The organism is Kitasatospora sp. NPDC087271 (assembly GCF_044744605.1).
In the GTDB taxonomy this organism is placed as follows: Bacteria; Actinomycetota; Actinomycetes; order Streptomycetales; family Streptomycetaceae; genus Kitasatospora.
This window is the reverse complement of record NZ_JBIUYQ010000004.1, coordinates 356053-370403: the sequence shown is the minus strand read 5'-3', so window position 1 is coordinate 370403 and position 14351 is coordinate 356053. Positions and strand designations below refer to the sequence as shown.

The 14351-nt window shown below is 69.9% G+C and carries 14 protein-coding genes; 5 read left to right on the top strand and 9 right to left on the bottom strand.

Translation table 11 applies throughout. From position 1 onward, the window contains the following. Window positions 1-673: 673 nt before the first annotated feature. From ACIO9K_RS10450 to ACIO9K_RS10440, 3 genes are all read right to left on the bottom strand, one after another. The gene (locus ACIO9K_RS10450) at window positions 674-1228 is read right to left on the bottom strand and encodes a peptide deformylase (protein ID WP_363621394.1); all 555 of its coding nucleotides are present in this window, start codon (window positions 1226-1228) and stop codon (window positions 674-676) included. Window positions 1229-1370: 142 nt separating this feature from the next. After that, the gene (locus ACIO9K_RS10445; RefSeq protein ID WP_400328353.1) at window positions 1371-2693 is read right to left on the bottom strand and encodes a hypothetical protein; all 1323 of its coding nucleotides are present in this window, start codon (window positions 2691-2693) and stop codon (window positions 1371-1373) included. An 11-nt stretch (window positions 2694-2704) separates the two neighbouring features. Then, window positions 2705-3466 carry a hypothetical protein gene (locus ACIO9K_RS10440; protein WP_400328351.1) on the bottom strand — a complete coding sequence of 254 codons (762 nt, stop codon included), beginning with the start codon at window positions 3464-3466 and terminating at the stop codon, window positions 2705-2707. Window positions 3467-3525: 59 nt separating this feature from the next. On the opposite strand from ACIO9K_RS10440, the gene ACIO9K_RS10435 reads away from it, so the two are divergent. Next, the gene (locus ACIO9K_RS10435) at window positions 3526-4356 is read left to right on the top strand and encodes a glycosyltransferase family 2 protein (protein WP_400328412.1); all 831 of its coding nucleotides are present in this window, start codon (window positions 3526-3528) and stop codon (window positions 4354-4356) included. Here ACIO9K_RS10435 and ACIO9K_RS10430 read toward each other — a convergent pair. After that, complete coding sequence (locus ACIO9K_RS10430; RefSeq protein ID WP_400328349.1) at window positions 4353-5360, bottom strand: NAD-dependent epimerase/dehydratase family protein; 1008 nt, start codon at window positions 5358-5360, stop codon at window positions 4353-4355. The genes ACIO9K_RS10435 and ACIO9K_RS10430 overlap by 4 nt on opposite strands. 41 nt (window positions 5361-5401) lie before the next feature. Further along, a complete protein-coding gene (locus ACIO9K_RS10425) occupies window positions 5402-5527 on the bottom strand; it encodes a hypothetical protein (protein ID WP_363621385.1) in 126 nt (41 codons plus the stop codon). A 502-nt stretch (window positions 5528-6029) separates the two neighbouring features. Here ACIO9K_RS10425 and ACIO9K_RS10420 point away from each other — a divergent pair. Both ACIO9K_RS10420 and ACIO9K_RS10415 read left to right on the top strand, forming a co-directional pair. Beyond that, the gene (locus ACIO9K_RS10420) at window positions 6030-7436 is read left to right on the top strand and encodes a hypothetical protein (protein WP_400328347.1); all 1407 of its coding nucleotides are present in this window, start codon (window positions 6030-6032) and stop codon (window positions 7434-7436) included. Window positions 7437-7459: 23 nt separating this feature from the next. Beyond that, window positions 7460-8035, top strand: coding sequence for a GNAT family protein (locus ACIO9K_RS10415; protein WP_363621381.1), 576 nt, complete (start codon window positions 7460-7462; stop codon window positions 8033-8035). Window positions 8036-8417: 382 nt separating this feature from the next. Here ACIO9K_RS10415 and ACIO9K_RS10410 read toward each other — a convergent pair whose 3' ends face one another. Next, window positions 8418-9260: a DUF2637 domain-containing protein gene (locus ACIO9K_RS10410; RefSeq protein WP_400328345.1), complete on the bottom strand. Its 843-nt coding sequence runs from the start codon at window positions 9258-9260 to the stop codon at window positions 8418-8420. 321 nt (window positions 9261-9581) lie between these two features. Beyond that, entirely contained in the window at window positions 9582-10874 is a 1293-nt protein-coding gene (locus ACIO9K_RS10405; protein ID WP_400328343.1) for a DUF3631 domain-containing protein, read from the bottom strand. Between the two features lie 151 nt (window positions 10875-11025). On the opposite strand from ACIO9K_RS10405, the gene ACIO9K_RS10400 reads away from it, so the two are divergent. After that, window positions 11026-11331: a tyrosine-type recombinase/integrase gene (locus ACIO9K_RS10400; RefSeq protein ID WP_400328341.1), complete on the top strand. Its 306-nt coding sequence runs from the start codon at window positions 11026-11028 to the stop codon at window positions 11329-11331. A gap of 207 nt (window positions 11332-11538) precedes the next feature. On the opposite strand, the gene ychF is transcribed toward ACIO9K_RS10400, so the two are convergent. Beyond that, window positions 11539-12612: a redox-regulated ATPase YchF gene (ychF, locus tag ACIO9K_RS10395; protein ID WP_363621373.1), complete on the bottom strand. Its 1074-nt coding sequence runs from the start codon at window positions 12610-12612 to the stop codon at window positions 11539-11541. A 254-nt stretch (window positions 12613-12866) separates the two neighbouring features. Between ychF and ACIO9K_RS10390 the strand changes: the two genes are divergently transcribed. After that, a complete protein-coding gene (locus tag ACIO9K_RS10390) occupies window positions 12867-13502 on the top strand; it encodes a DUF6542 domain-containing protein (RefSeq protein WP_400328338.1) in 636 nt (211 codons plus the stop codon). A gap of 22 nt (window positions 13503-13524) precedes the next feature. Here the strand turns inward: ACIO9K_RS10390 and ppgK are convergent, their stop codons facing one another. Then, complete coding sequence (gene ppgK, locus ACIO9K_RS10385; RefSeq protein ID WP_363585437.1) at window positions 13525-14271, bottom strand: polyphosphate--glucose phosphotransferase; 747 nt, start codon at window positions 14269-14271, stop codon at window positions 13525-13527. Window positions 14272-14351 lie beyond the last annotated feature (80 nt).

The window sequence follows — 14351 nt, the reverse complement described above, 5'->3', positions numbered from 1 at the left end:
CCCGCTGGATCGGCCGGGAGATCGCAGAGAAGAAAGGCTCCCACTCAGGGAAGGCGTGCAACGAAGGCTATGGGGAGAGGGAAAGTCCTGGGAACTGCAGTGGACGGGATATCCCTACCCAAAGGATCTCGCAATTGCCTTGACTCATCCACTGGTAGGCATCAGTGGCGCCCGGCTGAGTCGACACCGCGACACGTATGAGGTGACTTTGGGGGACGCCTTGCTTGAGCTGCGGGCCTGGAGGGCATGACATGGAATTGGGAGCGCTCTCCGCAGCCTGCGCTGCACTCGTGGTAGGTCTGCTGACGTGGACCCAGTCCCGCTCTTCAAACCGCCGAGCTGATTTCATCGCGATCACAGACCGGCTCGACCGAGAACTAGAGAGCGAGAGAGAACAACGGCGGCTCTTGATGGGCTTCGTCCTGGACCTGCTCCAGTGGGCCCGTGCCGTGGAATCGGACCCACAAGCCGGCCCACCACCGTCCCCTCCAACCGGACTCGACCTCAAACCCTGGCTGCGGTAATGATGGAGTGTTTTTGCCAGCGATCCCCTGCAGACTGGCCGGCTCCAACAAGCTGGGAGTTCATGGTACGGGGAGCCTATTCCTGCCGGCGGCTTCCGCGCCGGGTATCTGCCTGTGATCGTCGAATGTCGCCCAACAACGGTTCGCCCTCAATAGGCCCAGGTCGAACCCGTGCCCCGGTATTCCTCGACCGGAATCGGGTGGACGTCAGGGCACATGCGGTCGGTATAGAGGAGACCATCGAGGTGGTCGACCTCGTGGGCGATGAGGCGGGCGACGCCGAACTCGTAGGTGACGGTGGTGATGGTCCCGTGAAGGGTGGTGGAGGTGACGTCCATGCGGAGGGGACGGGGGACCATGCCGCGGACGTCGAAGAAGCTGAGGCAGCCCTCGTACTGTTCATCGGTCTCGTCGGAGACCGCTGTGGCCTTGGGGTTGAGCAGGATGATCGGCTCGGCGCCCGCGGTCGGGGGCAGGACGAGGGCGGCAGCACGGGGGATGCCGATCTGCGGGGCGGCGAGGCCCATGCCCTTGGCGAAGGAGTGAACGCGTCCGATCCGGTCGACGGCGGTGAACAACTCGTCGGTCACTGCCTGGACGGCGGCTCGTTCGGCCGGGAGGTCGAAGGGCTCGGCCGGGTGACTGAGGATAGAGGCACCCTGCTGGACGACACCGAGGGACTGCAACTGCTGGCTGGGACGCACCTTGATCACCTGTTCCCTTGGTCTATGGCTGGCTTGGGGCGACGCGGACGGGAAGGCGGGGCAGGGGTGGCCCAGGTGAAGTGCTGGGCCACCGTTCGGAGCGGCGGCTTACGGCAAAGCCAAGCAGGACTCTGATCCCACGCTACCGGCGGTGCCCCACTGCCTTCCCCGTTTCGTCCCTGCGCATAGCGGTCATCGACAACTCGGCGAGTCGCGGGAGGAATTTCACGTCGAGCTGCTCGACCGGGTGCAGGAGACCCCTCTCGCAGATCTCGGCGACCCACACCACGCAGTTGGCGCGCGGGTAGGCCGGGTTGATCCCGATCTCGCCCTTCGGGAAGGTGCCGTTGAAGGGTGCCGGGATGCCCTCGGTGTTCCAGTAGGCCCATGCTTCCAGGGCCTTGGCCTGTTCGAAAGCGAGGTAGAGCTGCGGGTAGCGGTCGATGACCCGCAGTTCACGGAAGACAAGCTGCCCCATCAGTCCCGGCGCTGTTTCAGCGAGAACGTCGAACTCCGAGCGATGGAAGGAGAAGGACGTCGCGTCCTGGCTCGGGGCGAGCGCTACGCCAGCGAACAGATGTGACAGGCGCTCCCGCACGTAGTAAGCGACTCCGGCGGTCAGCCCGGTCTCGATCTGGCCGATGAACTCAAGGAGGTGGTCGTGTCCTGGGTTGAAGCGGGACAGGTCGAAGAGCTTGTCCATGCCCTGGACGGCGGAGAAGGCGAGCTGCTTGTAGAGGCGGTTGTTCATCTCGCCGAGCTGTGCGTAGGCCTTGGTCTCGTGGCTGGTGGAGTGGAGCATCAGGTACTCGGAGAGCACCTCGAAGTAGAGGTAACCGAGGAACGGGAACGCCGGAACGGTGGCGGCGAGCTGGTCGATGAAGTCGGTGTCCGGCGTTGGTGTTCCGGTGGCGTTGGCGAGGAGGGTGTCGAGGAAAAGGGCCGCGGCCTCGATGCGTCGCAGGGCCGTCTGGCGGAGCTGGGCGTCTTCGTGCTCGGTGAGGAAGCTGCGGTGGGTGAGGTAGGTCCGCAGGTGGACGGTGCCAAGGCGGAGGTAGTCGATGCCCTTGGGCGGGACCGGGGCGTCGGGGGTGATCTCGAAGACGAGGGTGCGGGTGTGCTTCTTGGTCTCCAGTAGGTAGGAGCCGAGGTTGTGGGGGCGCAGGCCGGTGAGCTCCGGCGTGAGGGGCGCGCAGTAGAGGACGGCGACGAGGCAGCCGGTGGAGGCGTAGAGGTGGCCGCTGGCGCGGATGGCGTCGAGGGCGACGGTGGTGTGCATCAGGTGGATGGGGCGGCCGGAGACGAGGGACTCGGTCGTGGCGTTGGCGCGCAGGAGCCAGCCGTTGGGGGTCTCGTGTTCGAGGTGGGAGCGCCAGTCGGCTTCGGTCTCGGTGAGGCCGGCGGGTCCAGGGCGGGTGGGGTTGGTGGTGTGGTCGGTGTGGGCGTTGTCCCACTCGGCATGCACGGGCTGGCCTCCTACTGCGCGGGGTCGGTGATCTGGCGGGCGTGGATGAGCGCTCGGTGGTTGCTGGCGCCGTCGAGGCGGGCCTGTTCGCTGCGGACGACCAGGTCGTGGGCGGTGGCGTGGAGCCAGTCGGGCGGCACGAGCCGCAGGTGGGACGGGTCGGGCCACCAGCGGGCGAGGGGGAGCCGGTAGCGGTCCAGGCAGTCGGCGACCTTGAGCAGGTCGATCAGGTGCGGTGCTCGCTGGTAGCGCTGGTTCTGCTGCACGGTGAAGCGCTCGTACGGCACGTCGTGGAGGCTGATCGCGGTGGCGGCCTGCGCGAGGACGTCCTGCGGCAGCTCCCGCCCGATCATGCCGGTGACGGCGGCGTGGTTGCGGGTGAACCAGGCCGTTGCCCGCCGGCCGTGGCCGGGGTCGTCGCGGTCGTTGTGGCGCTGGCAGTCGTGGACGGCCGCAGCGGCGCACAGCGCGGCCCTGTGGTCGCGGTCGAGCCCGTACTCCAGGGCAAGGATCGACGAGAGCAGCGAGACGCGGGCGTTGTGCCGGACGCCGTGGATGGAATCGACGCACCGGGGCTGCGCGAACCAGGTGGCTTCCGGTACCAGCATGAGCGGCAGGTGTGGCAGGGTGGGCGGCGCGGCGGCGACCTCGGGCCGCATCTCGGCGATCCAGTCCAGGGTGGGCTGGTCCATGACCTGGTGGTCCAGAAGCATCCGGTTCTCGGCGAGTCCTCTGAGCGACGCGGCGCCCGAGCGATGCGTTTGTTGGGTCATGTCTGCTTCCTCGAAGGGATGGTGCGGTGGGCGTCAAGCTGGGCGTGGCGGTCCTGACCATGGGCACGCGGCCGAAGGAACTGACCGAGCTGCTGGCCTCGGTGGAAATGCAGACCGTCCCGGCCGCGAAGGTCGTGGTGGTCGCCCAGGGCTGCCCGCTGCCGGAACTGCCGGCGTGGGTGGAGGGCGTCGAGCTGGCTGAGAACCTCGGGGTGACCGGCGGCCGGAACGTTGCGCTGGAGCATCTGCGTGACGTGGACGTGGTGATCGACCTGGACGACGACGGTCTGCTGGTCGCCGACGACGTGTTCGCGAGGATCGAGGCCCTGTACGAGGCCAACCCCCGGCTGGGCATCGTGTCCTTCCGGATCGCCGACGAGACCGGGCTGACCCAGCGCCGCCACGTTCCCCGACTGCGGGCCGGCGACCCGATGCGCGGTGGCGAGGTGACCAGCTTCCTCGGCGGCGGCCATGGACTGTCGACGAAGATGCTGCAGCAGGTCGGGGACTGGCCGGACGCATTCTTCTTCGCGCACGAGGAGACCGACATGGCCTGGCGGGCGCTCGACGCCGGCTGGCGGGTGCTGTACGCCCCGGAGCTGCTGCTGCAGCACCCGCGGACCAGCCCGACCCGCCACTCGTTCTTCTACCGGGTGAACGCCCGCAACCGCGTGTACCTCGCGCGCCGCCACCTGCCCGCTGTGCTGGTGCCGGTCTACCTCGGCGTGTGGGTGGCGCTCACTGTCGCCCGCACCAGGAACGCCGCTGGGTTGAAGGCCTGGTTCTCGGGCTTCGCCGAGGGCTGGCGCACACCGTACGGTCGGCGCAAGCCGATGCGCTGGCGCACGGTGTGGACCATGACCCGGCTCGGCCGGCCCCCGATCATCTAGGCCGCAGCCGCCCGGCGCATCCACTCCGGGATCGCGCTGGGGTTCGCCCGCAGCCAGGCCACGTAGCGGGCGACGCCCTCCTCGATGCTGGTGGTCGGCCGCCAGCCCAGCAGTTCCTCCATCCGCTCGACGGAGGCGTACCCGCCTTCGGGGTCGCCGAGTGGCATCGGCGTCTCGACCAGCTGGGCGTCGAGGTAGTGGGCGCGGACCAGTTCGGCGACCTGCCGGATCGACGTGCCAGTTCCCGTACCGATGTTCACCGTCTCGTTGTGCGCACGGGGCGAGGTCAGCGCGTGCAGGGTGCCGGTGGCGATGTCGTCGACGTGGACCAGGTCACGGACCTGGCGGCCGCCGCCGTTGAGCTGCAGCGGGAGGCCGAGTGTGGCCCGCATGGCGAACCAGGCGACCACCCAGGAGTGGCTGTTCTCCTTCACAACCTGCGGTTCACCGTAGACCGAGAAGTACGGCACGATCGCGTAGGAGCGGTCAGCCTCCCCGAGCATGGCGGCGGTCTGGTACTCGCCCCAGACCTTGCTGTTCCCGTACACCGACACCGGCGCGACTGCCGCGTCCTCGACGAACTGCGGGCTGCCGTTGCCGTAGACGCTGGCCGAGGAGACGAACACCATGCGCTGGACCCGGGGGGAGGAGGCGACGGCGTCGAGGACGTGCTGGGTACCGATGATGTTGGAGTCGATGGCGTCCAGCGGCAGACGCGTGCAGGCGGCCACGTCGGCCAGGGCGGCGGCGTGGATCACGTAGTCGCATTCGGCGATCACTCGGTTCATCAGGCCCGGTTCGGCGATGTCGCCGACGATGAAGTCCGGGTTGAAGGTGTCGATGCCGAAGCGCTCGCGGTACACCTCGGGCGGGTAGGCGTCGAGCTTGCACACCGAGATGGCGCGTGCGCCGAGCTGGCGGAGCTGGGTCGTGATGCGGCTGCCGATCAGGCCGCCGGCCCCGGTGACCAGGACGGTCTTTCCGGCAAGCTGTTCAAGGGACATGAGGTGTTCCCCTCCTGTGGTGAGCGTGGAGTGTTGGCGGATCAGTTAGCGCGGTGCCGCGGGCAGGCGCACTCGGGCCAGACCTCGATCCGGGCGACGTACTCGTCGGGGCCTGGGTTGGCGGCGATCACGCCGGAGTCGTCGTAGCGGGTGCCGTCCTGCGCCACCTTGAACGTCCGGATGGTCAGACCCGGACGGCGCCTGGCGCGAGTGGCGCGGCCCTCTCCAGCAGTTGTGCCCGCCTCGCTGTCCGAGGGGGACCGGGATTCCGCAGCGCGTCGGGTCGTGGCCTCGTCCATCGGATCCCTCCCATTGCCGGCCACGGGTCGGTGTTCCCGCGGCGCTGGACGGGGTGATCGGCAGGTGCTGCAAGCCACCCCGATCTCACGCTTCGCTGTCATCCGTGTGCGGATTGCGAAGTGCCGCCAGCATGGCGGCGGGCGGCTACGCATCGATACGACGTCGCTGCCGTCATGGCCACGTCGTCGCCGGACGCTGGTTGGCGTGGTCGACGATGTCGTGCGTCATGACCGCCGTCATGGCTGCCGTCATCTGGCCCGAGAGCCCTCCGGACGCGTTTCCTGCGGACCGGCCATGGCTATCGTCAGAGCAGACGAACGGGGACGGAGAGGATCCGCAGTGGCCGAAACTCCCACGCTCTTAAGGGCCTTGACACTGCAGCGCCACTGGCAGGTCTACGAGACCTTCCGCCTCCGGTTCGAGGCGACGGCGAACTCGGCCGCCGAGCAGGAAAACGACCCCCGGCTACGGGGCCTGTCGGTCTCCAAGCGGCAGTTCGAGCGCTGGTACGGCGGCGCGGTGAAGACTCGCCCCTACCCGGACCAGTGCCGGGTCCTGGAGGCGATGTTCGGCGTCAGCGTCGACGCGCTCCTCGCGCCCGCACCGGCCCCGTCCCTGCCGGCGCCTGCGGTCGCTGGCTCGTTCGTCGTCCCGCCACCACGGTCGGTCCCTGTCCTTCTCCCGTCCGAGCAGGCAGCGGTACTGCCTGCCGGTGGCCCGTCCAACAGCGAGACCCGCTTCGACGCGGGCACCACGGAATTGGAAAGGCAGGTCGCAATGGCGGCTCGTCGCGCACTTCGGTTCACCGCGATGGCGGAGGGCAGCAGCATCGGCCCGGAGACCCTGGGCCAGATCCACGACGAGGTGCGGCGACTGACCGTCGCCTACCCCAGGCTGGCGCTGCCGACCCTGCTCGGCGACCTGGTCGAGGTCCAGGACCTCACCTTCCGCCTTCTCGAACACGGCCGCGTCAAGCCCCTGCAAGCCCGCGACCTGTACCTGCTCGCCGGGATCACCTCCGGCATGCTCGCCAAGGCCAGCCACGACCTGGGCAACCCGAGCGCCGCGATGATGCAGGCCCGCACCGCCTTCGTCTGCGCCGACAACGCCGACCACCACGCCATGCGCGCCTGGGTCCGCTCGCTCCAGTCGCTCATCTCCTACTGGGCAGGCCGCCCCGGCGAGGCCGCCGACTACGCCGCCCTCGGGCAGAGCGCGGTCGGCGACGTCCGCGGCACCACCAGCGTCTGGCTCGCCTGTCTCTCCGCCCGCGCCCACTCCCTCCTCGGCGACGGCGAGGCCACCCGCACCGCCATCCAGCAGGCCGAGGACGCCCGCGCGGCCGCTGAACCGGACGACCTCGACGCCTTCGGCGGCATCATGACCTTCCCCGCGCCCCGACAGCTCTACTACGTCGCCGAGGCCACCGTGCAGCTCGGCGAGGACGCCGCACTCGGCGAGAGCCAGTCCGAAACCGCCGTCGCCGCCTACCGCGACGCCTCCGAAGACGAGTGGGCCTTCGGTGACGAGGCCGGCGCCCAGACCGACCTCGCCCTCGCCCGCATCGCCCGATGCGAGGTCGAAGGTGCCGCCGAGGCCGTCCGCCCGGTGCTCGACCTCCCCATCGAGCAGCGGAACTTCGGCATCGTCAGCAGCGCCCAGCGCGTCCACGCCGCCCTGCATGGCGTCGGCCGCCGCAGCGTCGGTGCGGCGGCCGACCTGCGCGAGGAGATCGAGGCCTTCACCGCCACCCCGACCTCAGTCCTCGTCCGGTGACCCCACGGATAGGCTCCGCAGCCATGACCCCAGTCCACCTGGCCGGCCCCCGCCTGGCACTGCGCGAAGTCGAACCCGAGGACACCGACGCCCTCCTCACCATCTACGGCGGCCCCGAGGCCACCCGGCACCTCAGCTTCGAACCCCGTACCCGCGAGCAGGTCCAGGCGATCACCGCCCGCTCCATCGCCTCCGCGAACGCCACCCCGCGCACCGAGTACTGCCTCGCCATCACCCGGCTCGGCGAGCACCAGCTGATCGGCTACGCGCGCCTGGCCACCGAGCCGCAGCAGGCCGCCACCATCGGCTTCGCTCTCCACCCGGCCGAGTGGGGCAAGGGCCTCGGCACGGAGACCGTCCACCTGCTGTGCGCCCTCGGCTTCAACGTCCTCGGCCTGCACCGCATCTGGGCCGCCCGCTCCCCGCTCAACGAGGCCTCCGCGCGCACCCTGTTGCGGGCCGGCATGACGGAGGACGGGCGGATCCGCGACCACGTCTTCGTCCACGGTGCCTGGCGAGACTCGATCACCTACTCGATCCTGGAGCACGAGTGGTCGCCGAACGGTGTGCTAGGGATCGCCGCCGAGCACGAGAGCTGAGTCCCGGGCCTACGGGCCTGGCAACGCAGCACCTCCGTTCCCTTCCCGCTGGCCTTGGCTCCAGGGCCTGCCCTCGCACCCTGGGCGAGGGCGGCCGTGTTCGGCGGCCAGCAGGACTGTCCTGCGGGGCAACATGCTCCGACAGGAGCAGGCCAGGGGGTAAGGACTCCTTACCCCACAACTTGCTCCCCTTGGGGTGAACCGGGGTAAGCAGTGCTTACCTCACAACTTGCTCTGCCTGGGGCTCGTTCCTCTGCCTGGGGCTCGTTCCGGAAATCCCGGCATCGACATGTGGAGTTCCGGAACGAGCGGTTCGCGCCGACTGTGTGCCGCTCGCCCGGTTCCGGATACGGAACCGGGCGAGCGGCATGTCGAGGCAGAGTCAGGCGACGATGGCGTGCGCCGAAACCGCTTCGGGCTGGTCGGTCTGCTCGCTCCTCACGAGCTCCAGCAGTTTGCCGACCCGATCGTTGCTGATCGATAGGCCAGCGCCGCGCACTGCTTCCTTGATCACTGCATGGGTGGCACCCCTCTCTGTGCCGGCAGGCCCAACCACCTCAAGCAGTTCGTCCATGCTGGCCGCTGGCTTGCGGCCTGTGCGCTTGCGGGAAGCGGCAGGCTCCTGGCTCGCAGACGGGGGTCGACTGGTAGAGGCCGGCCGGGCCTCTTCGGCTTCTGCCGCCGAGGCAGGAGCCAGCACCTGATCCGGCTCAGCGTCGCCCTCGTTACCGGCGGAAGGATCGCCCGGCTCGGACTTGGCGGGGCCCGCCTCCTCCACTCGAGTGGTGGAGGCGGACGAGGTATGAAGCTGGCGAAGAAGAGCTGGGCCGACGACTCCCCAGCCGAGGAGAAGTAGAGGCGCAACGGCGTCGAGAGTGGCCCGTCCGCAGTGTCCAGCAAGGATGGGTTCGGCGGTGTTGAGGGCGAGGGTGAGCACGCCGCACAGATGCATCAGCCGGGTGGTGGAGCGCAGTTGGGAGGGGTCCGTACCAATGGCGGAGAGGTGGTGCAGGGCCACCAGGAGGCCGAGCACAGACAGGTCGACCATGGGGGCGATGAGCGGGGCAACGGGGTGCGGGACGCCTAGGCGCAGGGCGAGGGCCCACACGTTGCCGAAGGAGAAGCCGAAGGCGAGGCCGGCGATGGCCGTCATCACGAGGGTGATCATGGTGCGGGCGATGGTTCCGGAGCCGGTCGGATGGGTGTCCGGCTGGGTGGTGGACATACGAGCGTGTCCTTGCGGCGGAGGGGTGTTCGAGAGAAATCCGTCTTTGCCGTCTTGCCGTTGCATCCGCGGGCCAGGACGGTACGACAAGGTCCAAGCGCGGCTTGGCCGATGGCGTCCGGTGCGGGAGCTCTTCCGTCTTGGGACGGTGAACCGTCCCAGCAGAAGGGCATTTGACCTGCACTTTTACGGCAGGGACGGCTGGGACGGCACGAGACGGGTGCGCTTTCCGTCCCGGGCCCGGCCCGCCGCCCGCACTCGGGTCCGTGCGGCGGCGGGCCAGTCGCCGTCCTGTTCGGTCTGCCGTCTTGGCCTGACAGGTCAGCTCGCACCGGTGGCCGGGGCGATCGGAAAGACCGTGGGGCAGTACCGCCGCCAGGCATCAGTGAACTTGTGCCGCATGTAGCCCTTGCGCTGAGTTCCGTCGCAGATACGGACGTTGACCGAGGAGATGCCGAACTCACGCAGCATCGAGCCGAGACCGCGCGGAGTCAGGCCGCCTCGACCCCACTCCACCCACGGCGCCTCATGGTCACCGTTGAGGGCAAGCAACAGCTGGTCGGTGGTAATGCTGTCAGGATCGCCGGCCGCGTGGAAGGTCCGCCGGATGTCGGCCAGGATCTTGGCCCCTCCGGGGTTGTCCTCCTCAGTCTGCTGCACCTCGGCGTCGACCATGCGCTTGCATGCCTGCCGGGCAAGCCTGGGCCAGGGGCCACCCGCCAGGTCGGCAACGATCACCAGGGGTTCCCAGGTGTCGGCGGCCCGATCCTCGACCGGCATGTCCGGTTCCAGGTGCAGAGCCGGCTCGGCGAGCGGCGCCGACCAGCGGGCGATCCGGTCCCGGATCTCGTGAAACCCGGGCCTGTCGCGCTCGGAGCGGTACGGCGAGACCGTCTCGCCCTCGGCACGCCTGCGCATCCGGATCACGATCGACCGGTCCATGATGGTGTCCGGCAGGTCGCCGATCCCGGCGATGGCTGCCATCGCGAAGGTGTGGAATCGGCCCGGGGTGTGATCCTTGCCAACGACCCGCAGCACGTACCGGTCGCGCTGGTGTCCGGCGTTGAGCAGACCGCGCATCTCCTCGTTCTTCTCCGCCACCTTCGGGCTGCCGAAGATCGTGTCCGCCTCGTCCACCAGCAGCGTCGGCGGGTTCTCGGTGATCGAGCGGAACACGGCGGCCGGAGACGAGTTGACCGTGAGGAGCGCCTGGTGGACGGTCTCGGTGAGCACGTCGAGCAGGCGCGATTTGCCGCACCGCTTCGCCGGGCCGACCACCGCCAGGCGCGGCGCGTGCTGCCACGACCTCTGCAGGTGCGTCGCTGCCACCCACAGCGTGGTGGCGTCCAGCGCTTCCTCGGAGGGCAGGATCACGAACCGCGCGATCCGGGCCTTCAGCTGCGCGAGCAGTTCGGCACCCTCACTCGCCTCGGCGTCCGGGATCAGGTCGATCCCGTCCGAGACGGCAGGCCCCGCGGGTGCCACCCCTGCTGGCCGCCCACCAGCTGTAGACAACTCGGCCTCGTACCGCCGATCCGGCTGGCCCGGTATCGCGACAGGCGGCCACGACGCATTCGGGGGTGCGTCATTGGACTGGGGAGACGTAGGGTTCAACGTGCATTCTCCGGCCGGGCGAGCTCTTCGGGCTCCAGCTCCGGCACGTCGACTTGCTGCACGCCACCGTCACCGTGGAACAGCAGATCCAGCAGACGGCCAAGCACGGCGTCTACGTCGGGCCGCCGAAGACCACCGGTCCTACCGGACCGTGCCCCTCCCGAAGATGGCCGTCCAGGCCATAGCCGCGCACCTGCGGGACTTCCCGGTTACCGACCCCGGGGGCTGGCTCTTCACCGCTCCCGAGGGCGGCCCGGTCGTCTACACCAGCTTCATGGACGGCTCGTGGCGGCCCGCCTGCCAGCGGGCCGGCATACCGAAGGGCACCGGTCCGCACGCGCTCCGGCATCACTACGCGAGCCTGCTGATCAAGCACGGCGAGTCGGTGAAGACCGTCTCCGAGCGGCTCGGGCACACCAACGCCGCAATGACGCTGAACATCTACACCCACCTCTGACCCGGCTCCGAGGAGCGGACCAGGGCCGCCGTCGACCGCGCGTACGCCGACGACGGCGGCGCGGACCGAGGCGACCTCCCGGGCACCGAAGCGGCGTAGCGAGCGCCGGTTGCGTTGGCCGGAGTTGGCAGCCTCGCGGACTCCCTGCGGACCGAAAGGCCGCCCAACCCGCTCCGCCGCAGGTCAGACGGCCTTTCCGCAGTTCGGCTAGACGTTGAAGCGGAACTCCACCACGTCGCCGTCCTGCATGATGTATTCCTTGCCCTCGATGCGGGCCTTGCCCTTGGAGCGGGCCTCGGCGATGGAGCCGGTCTCGACCAGGTCGGCGAAGGAGATCACCTCGGCCTTGATGAAGCCCTTCTGGAAGTCGGTGTGGATGACTCCGGCGGCCTCGGGGGCGGTGGCGCCCTTCTTGATGGTCCAGGCGCGGGTCTCCTTGGGGCCTGCGGTGAGGTAGGTCTGCAGGCCGAGGGTGTCGAAGCCGACCCGGGCGAGGGTGGCGAGGCCGGGCTCCTCCTGGCCCATCGACTGGAGCAGTTCCAGGGCCTCGGCGTCGTCGAGCTCGATCAGCTCGGACTCGATCTTGGCGTTGAGGAAGATCGCCTCGGCCGGGGCGACCAGCTCGCGCTGGACGTTCTTGAAGTCCTCGTCGGCCAGCTCGGCCTCGTCCACGTTGAAGACGTAGAGGAAGGGCTTCGCGGTCAGCAGGTGGAGGTCGCGGATCGGAGTGGTGTCGAAGCCGGCCTCGAAGAGGGTCTTGCCGGTCTCCAGGACCGCCTGCGCGGCCTCGGCGGCGGCCAGCACGGGGGCGGTCTCCTTCTTCAGGCGCGCCTCCTTCTGGAGCCGCGGCAGGACCTTCTCGACGGTCTGGAGGTCGGCCAGGATCAGCTCGGTGTGGATGGTCTCGATGTCGTCCTTGGGCGACACCTTGCCGTCCACGTGCACCACGTCCGGGTCGGTGAAGGCGCGCACGACCTGGCAGATCGCGTCCGACTCGCGGATGTTGGCGAGGAACTTGTTGCCCAGTCCCTCGCCCTCGCTGGCGCCGCGCACGATGCCGGCGATGTCGACGAAGTCGACGGTGGCCGGGAGGATCCGCTGGGAGCCGAAGATCTCGGCGAGCTTGGCCAGCCGCGTGTCCGGGACGCCGACGACGCCGACGTTCGGCTCGATGGTGGCGAACGGGTAGTTGGCCGCCAGCACGTCGTTCTTGGTCAGGGCGTTGAACAGGGTCGACTTGCCGACGTTCGGCAGGCCGACGATTCCGATCGTGAGCGACATGAAGCGCAGTCCCGTGGGCTTGGAGGAGTTGGGTCGGCACCGTGCGGGCCGACCCCCAAGTCTACGGGCAGCGCCTCACGCCCCGGTCGCCGCCGGGAGGGGCGCCAGGAACTCCGGCCGGCCGCCCGGGCGGCTGGGCCGGACAGGTCAGGCCGCTGAACGACGATCACATCAGCACTCCGCCAGGAGACACGGGGCAAGACCTGAACGGTCCATTACACAGTGTGGCGATGATCGGACCGTACGTTGGGCGGGTGGAGCAGAGCATCCGTACCCAGCCGCCAGGGCCCAGACGCCGACCGCCGAACGGCGCGGCCGGGGCCGCCGTCCCCGGGCCCGGCCGGGCTCCCGAGACCGCCGGAGCCCCCGCCGCCGCCCCCGCCGCCCGGCTACGCCCGGTAGCCGGGCCGCCCGCCGCCACCACCGCCCGCCCGGCCACCCCCAGGCTGCGGTTGCGGCTGCCGCTGCGCGGACGCGCCGAGGCCCCGCTGTACGGGCGGCGCCGGACCGGACGGCCGACCCGGCTGACCGCCATCGGCACGGGCGTGGCCGCCGTGCTGGCGACCCTCGCCGTCGCGGGCCTGGACCGGCTGCTGTTCGACGGCCTCGGCTGGCTGTTCGGCCTCGGCTACCTGGCCGTCTGCTTCCAGCTGGCCGTCCGGGTGCGCTACGTCGACCTGCTGGCCGCACCGATCAGCGGGCCGATCGCCTTCGCGCTGGCGCTGCTGCTGCTCGGGCCGGTCACCTCCTCGGGCGTCACCGCCCAGGTGGTGGCGCTGGCGACCGGGCTGGCGCTGCGGGCCGGCTGGCTGTTCTCCGGCACCGGGCTGGCCGCGCTGATCGCGCTCGCCCGGTTCGTGGCCCAGCGCCGGATCCAGCGCTCCCGCTGAGCGGCGCCTCGGGCGGGCGGCCTCAGCCCGCCGCCCGGGCCGCCGCCATGGCGGCGCCGACGATGCCCGCGTCGTTGCGCAGCTCGGCCGGCACCACCCGCGCCTCCCGCTCCCGTAGCAGCGGCAGGAACTTCTCGTGCTTGCGGCTCACCCCGCCGCCGATCACGACCAGCTGCGGCGAGAACAGCATCTCGACCAGGTCCAGGTACTCGTCGACCCGCCCGGCCCACTGCTCCCAGGTCAGCCCGTGCCGTTCCTTGGCGGCCGAGGAGGCCCGGCGCTCGGCGTCCTTGCCGCGCAGTTCCAGGTGGCCCAGCTCGGTGTTGGGCACCAGCACGCCGTCCACGAAGAGCGCGCTGCCGATGCCGGTGCCGAAGGTGAGCACCAGCACCACGCCCGACTGGTCGCGCCCGGCGCCGTGCACGGTCTCGGCGAGCCCGGCCGCGTCGGCGTCGTTGAGCACGGTCGCGGGCAGGTCGAGCGCCTCGCGGAACAGGCCCGCGGCGTCCAGGCCGATCCAGCCCTTGTCCACGTTGGCGGCGGTTCTGGTCCGGCCGCCGACCACCACGCCGGGGAAGGTGAGCCCGACCGGGCCCTGGTGGTCGAACTGGCGGACCACCTCGCGGACGGCGGCGACCACGGCCTCGGGGGCGGACGGCTGCGGGGTGAGCACCTTGTACCGCTCCTGGGCCAGCACGCCCCGGGCGAGGTCGACCGGGGCGCCCTTGATGCCCGAACCGCCGATGTCCACGCCGAATACCGCCGCCATCACGTCCACCCTCCGCCGGGGCCGCGGACCGCTTGTCCACAGCCTGTGCACAAAACTACGAGAGGGCACGGGTGGACGCA

Coding starts and splice junctions, on each gene's coding strand:
- ACIO9K_RS10435 (WP_400328412.1), top strand. CDS start 3,526: ATGGGCACGCGGCCGAAGGAACTGACCGAGCTGCTGGCCTCGGTGGAA.
- ACIO9K_RS10410 (WP_400328345.1), bottom strand. CDS start 9,260: ATGTCCACCACCCAGCCGGACACCCATCCGACCGGCTCCGGAACCATC.
- ACIO9K_RS10430 (WP_400328349.1), bottom strand. CDS start 5,360: ATGTCCCTTGAACAGCTTGCCGGAAAGACCGTCCTGGTCACCGGGGCC.
- ACIO9K_RS10415 (WP_363621381.1), top strand. CDS start 7,460: ATGACCCCAGTCCACCTGGCCGGCCCCCGCCTGGCACTGCGCGAAGTC.
- ppgK (WP_363585437.1), bottom strand. CDS start 14,271: ATGGCGGCGGTATTCGGCGTGGACATCGGCGGTTCGGGCATCAAGGGC.
- ychF (WP_363621373.1), bottom strand. CDS start 12,612: ATGTCGCTCACGATCGGAATCGTCGGCCTGCCGAACGTCGGCAAGTCG.
- ACIO9K_RS10440 (WP_400328351.1), bottom strand. CDS start 3,466: ATGACCCAACAAACGCATCGCTCGGGCGCCGCGTCGCTCAGAGGACTC.